This window comes from Enterobacter cloacae complex sp. BZL2005 (genome assembly GCF_049238885.1).
GTDB classification, from domain to species: Bacteria; Pseudomonadota; Gammaproteobacteria; order Enterobacterales; family Enterobacteriaceae; genus Enterobacter; species Enterobacter roggenkampii.
In genome coordinates this window covers 1-4,205 of sequence record NZ_JBMKGI010000036.1, presented here as the reverse complement: position 1 = coordinate 4,205, position 4,205 = coordinate 1, and the positions used below count along the sequence as shown (strand labels likewise).

General features: G+C 50.0%; 4 protein-coding genes. 1 reads left to right on the top strand and 3 read right to left on the bottom strand.

Annotated features, from left to right (window positions below; translation table 11 throughout):
* Positions 1-285, top strand: a 285-nt coding sequence (locus ACOTXI_RS24090) for an integrase core domain-containing protein (RefSeq protein ID WP_131091101.1), incomplete at its 5' end; no start/stop codon positions are given.
* A gap of 47 nt (positions 286-332) precedes the next feature.
* Here ACOTXI_RS24090 and ACOTXI_RS24085 read toward each other — a convergent pair.
* The 3 genes from ACOTXI_RS24085 to ACOTXI_RS24075 form a co-directional block, all read right to left on the bottom strand.
* Positions 333-1,640, bottom strand: coding sequence for an McrC family protein (locus ACOTXI_RS24085; RefSeq protein WP_000149431.1), 1,308 nt, complete (start codon positions 1,638-1,640; stop codon positions 333-335).
* Positions 1,637-3,793, bottom strand: a complete 2,157-nt coding sequence (locus ACOTXI_RS24080) for an AAA family ATPase (protein ID WP_000895052.1) — start codon at positions 3,791-3,793, stop codon at positions 1,637-1,639. Before ACOTXI_RS24080 ends, ACOTXI_RS24085 begins: the two co-directional genes overlap by 4 nt.
* 192 nt (positions 3,794-3,985) lie before the next feature.
* A partial coding sequence (locus ACOTXI_RS24075; RefSeq protein WP_421766151.1) for a hypothetical protein occupies positions 3,986-4,205 on the bottom strand: 220 nt, incomplete at its 5' end.

The following is a 4,205-nucleotide window of genomic DNA, read 5'->3' as shown; positions in this document are numbered from 1 at the left end:
GATCAATGGGCCTTTGAGCATGGTGTTGAGTTGCGCTTAATCCAGCCGGGCAAGCCAACGCAGAACGGATTTATTGAGAGCTTTAACGGACGATTTCGCGATGAATGCCTGAATGAGCACTGGTTCAGCGATATCGTTCACGCAAGGAAAATCATTAATGACTGGCGGCAGGATTATAACGAGTGTCGTCCACATTCAGCACTGAATTATCAGACGCCATCAGAGTTTGCAGCACGGTGGCGAAATGGAAAATGTGAAGGTAAACAAACCGACCTTACTAACTGACGGTTGTATCTAATCCTGGGGGCAGGTCACGGTCTCGCCTTTTCGCCTCACTGCGTGTTGATGCCGAGTAGGTTAATTAACTGCTCGACAATCTTGTCCTCATCGAGAACCAGATTCACACTAGCCACCTGTAATTGTTCCTTGCCTGCTAGAATCCTATAGCCTGCATTCAGAGGTTGCGTTCCCAGACCTGCATGATGTGGATAGAGAAGCATAACTTGTGGGCATTGATAAATCCGTGCATAGGCCATCATCTGGTAGACATCAGCCTGCGATATGCCATGCCTGGCATCTTCGGGATGACGACCAATACGCTTCCATTTAGTGTCTATCATCATAACAATCTGATGGTTCCGCTCGATAAGCAGATCTGGTCGGGTCTGGAAGCGTGGTTTGCCTTCTTTTACGTCCTCGATCAGACAGTATAACCTGCCTGCCTGTGCACGAACCGTCCATTCCGTACCGCGTACAGCACGCTTCGCCAGCGCCGCTATATATGCCTCGAACAGGTCGTTCATTGGGAAAAGCAGTGTAATCCCGTTCTGCGCTCGTTTATCGTGGTGTGTAGCTTGCCAGTCGCGTCGCAGGAGAAGACGTGCCAGATTGTAGAGGGCTTCCCAGCGATGATTGGTTCGGTCGATCCGTACCTGTGACCACGGCAGATGACTGAAAGGGACGTCGCTAACACCCGATAACAGGATGCGCAATTCATTCAGACGACAGAGCGTATCAGCAGCGCGGGCATAATGGTGAAGCAGAACTACACACGCCTTCATAATTCGAAGCAGGGCGGTATCAGCCGACAGTTCGTCGTAACGACAGGCGAGACGGTCGGGGCGGACGGCAAGCATAGTGAATTGTCGTTTGATATTGAGCCTTCCGCGCAATGAGGGCAAATCGTCTTCCTGTGCCAAATAGGTGCGCGGTAATCCCCGATGTACTTCAGATAAGAGTCGCTCGGCGAACAAGCGGATGAGTATCTCAAGTAAGCTTTCAGCTTGTCTCGCCATTGTTGCAGCCTGTCCATTGCCGAGTTTAAGGCCGAGGGCGACATCAAGCATACGTATCAGGCGATTGCGTATTGTGGCGTCCGGTTCTATCGTCTCGTCGTCGAATTTGGGCAGGATCTCAAGGCTACATCCCGGAGCGGCAATGACCCCAACCATTTGCCCGGCAATAATTTTGTTATGGCGATCGATTAAGATATTAGTACCGTGCTGATTTGCCAGCGGATGCTCGCGCGCCGCCGTAAGCAGCGCGTTAGCCTGAGGGCGGGTAAAAGCATGAGGAGCGTTTATGCTGCTTTCAGTGTTCACACAAACACCACCCCATTCGCGAACCGTGAGGTGCGTCATTCTTTCGATTCACCAGCCACCTCAAGATCGGTGACATTTAACGTTCTGGTTTTGCCTATCAGTCGATCAAAGGCGTCATTTCTGAACGGTGCACGTACCGACCAGCTTGATAATGGTTCCCCCTCTATTCCGGGTGGCGGTAAAATCTGCGCTTCCTGCATAAAACCATCGCCCAGCACTGCCGCGATTCGGCTCCAGTCCTCGAAGAAATACTCTTGTAACAGCGGTATGACCTTATTGCGCACTGCATCTTCAACTTGTGCCCTGGATTCACAATTGATAAAGAAGGCGTGTCCAATGCGATATTCCCGACCTATAAGATATTCAATACGCTGGTTGATGGTGGTAAGAACGGCTTTGAGATCGATCCCCTCTACTTCACTTAGCAGGGTCGCGTCGGGAGCCATTTCCCGGAAGTTGAATCGCCGCCTTAATGCTGTGTCGAGCAATGCGATGGATCGATCGGCGGTATTCATGGTGCCTATGATATGAAGGTTGGCGGGGATGCCAAAATCTTTCTTTTTCGAATAAGGCAGAGTTACGGTGAGTGCATCAGGCATTCCAAGGCGTTTATCCGGCTCAATTAACGTAATCAGTTCACCGAACACTTTCGAGATATTTGCCCGGTTGATCTCATCAATAATGAGGACGAATTGTTCTGGTTGTCCTTTAACATCGGAACTATTATCCAGGTTCTCTGTACTCGAGAGCAGTCTGCCTAGCGCCGGGATATTCACACGACTGGTGGCAATGGAATAGAGCGTCCGCATGGTGAAGTTACCATCGATAATTGTATCGAGTGGCAGTGGTTCATCAAGGGTCAGTAGCCAGCGAACTGGGCGGCGGTGGGCATAGTAACCTTCGGCTTCAGGAACGAAATAGTAATCACCAGTTATTTCAGCGATAGCGCGAAACGCAGTGTTCCCGTAAGGGACAATCACGATATCACCAGGCTTCATTTCGCAACGGAAGGGATAGGTTTGCGTCCAGTTACTAGGCGTCAGATTCCCTGGATTTTGCTTGATCCATTCATCATGAATCGCGTTGAACGATGAGAATCTATCCGCGCTCCAGTCTATGGTCCCACCCCACCCCAGAGCGATATACCCATTGTCGCGGGCATCTTCATACACATCGTCTTCGGTGCCAATTGTCCCTTGCCCCATTTTCCAGAAGCGTTTCTTGGATAGTTGCAGTGCCGAGGCATCTGTCTGTGCACGGGGTTGTGTTCTGGCCTGATCGGCAAGGGCACAAATTTCTCTGAAGAGCCCCGGCGTAGGCATGAGTCTGAATCCAGCAGACGAAGACTCATCTTCACCGATTTCTGGACGAAGACCCTCAACGAAGGTTTCGTAGTCATAGCTCTGGTGGAATGTGACGAAAGAGATTCTCTTTTCTGCCATCAGTTCGTTATAGCGCGCCATCAGGGCCGCACGCCCATCTTTTGAGTTCGGATAGGCATCTTTGCCATCGCAGAGCGCTACGGCTTCCCTCGCCGTGTGATAGGTCTTTCCGGTACCTGGAGGACCGTAAAAAATAAGGTTAGTCGGAGTTGGTTTAGTCTGGGCCACCAGTTCGCTTCCTTCCGTAAGGATGAACGTATATTTCCGGGTTGTGCTCTTTTTAGGCCCTTCCGTCACCGGAGGGGGAACATCCGCTAGTTCCTGAAATTTTTGACCATCAAGAGCTTGACAGATGTTCGGCCATCCCTTGTCGAGACCCATTTCAGTATTCAGAGGACCAACTACCAGGGTGACACTTGCGTCACCTCGCTCTCTGGCTGGGGTGATGTAGTTTTCAAGGACATAATCCCGAATTTCGTCGGCCTGAGAGTCATCACCGCTCAGAAAACGTCCATATTGTCCGAGCCAGCTATTCCAGTTGGACAATCGGTTAAGCGGTTGCTCTGATTCAGGCATTAGTAACCTATAGTCATTGCCGTTGTCTTTGGCATCACGGCGAATCTCTTTGATCCGCTGCCGCAATTGCGCAAATCCATCCGCCTGGTAGGCTGCATCCAGATCTGCATGAGGAGAACCAAGTGCTGCGAGATTTTTTTCTATAGTTTTGACAGCATAAATACGGGAATTGAGGCCTGCTTGCGTTTTGGCGCCTCTGCTCTTCAACCATTCCTGAAATTCAACTTCGAGCATTTCCGATGCCCTCTCATTTTCGTTAACTTACTGATAGCTATCATTGTGGATGATGGAAGGGGCAGTACTGCAACTCTTCGCTACAGATTGCCAATACTATTAATCTTCCTTGCTGATTGTCTCGCTTGCGGGGCGAAGGGTTTGACCAACCTGACATAGCAGACAGGCATCATCCTCGAATGTAATGGTCCCTCAGGAGTGCAGCCCAAGCGCTGTGTCGCTTACCGTAAACATAGCACTATGGATGCCTCGGTCAAGGTATGTTTTTCCATAATTTATTGATAAGAAACAATAATAGTTATTATGGGCACTGTTGCAAATAGTCGGTGGTGATAAACTTATCATCCCCTTTTGCTGATGGAGCTGCACATGAACCCATTCAAAGGCCGGCATTTTCAGCGTGACATCATTC

What these genes read in the sequence shown, in the direction of transcription:
- ACOTXI_RS24085 (WP_000149431.1), bottom strand. Translation starts at nt 1,640, where the DNA reads ATGACGCACCTCACGGTTCGCGAATGGGGTGGTGTTTGTGTGAACACT.
- ACOTXI_RS24080 (WP_000895052.1), bottom strand. Translation starts at nt 3,793, where the DNA reads ATGCTCGAAGTTGAATTTCAGGAATGGTTGAAGAGCAGAGGCGCCAAA.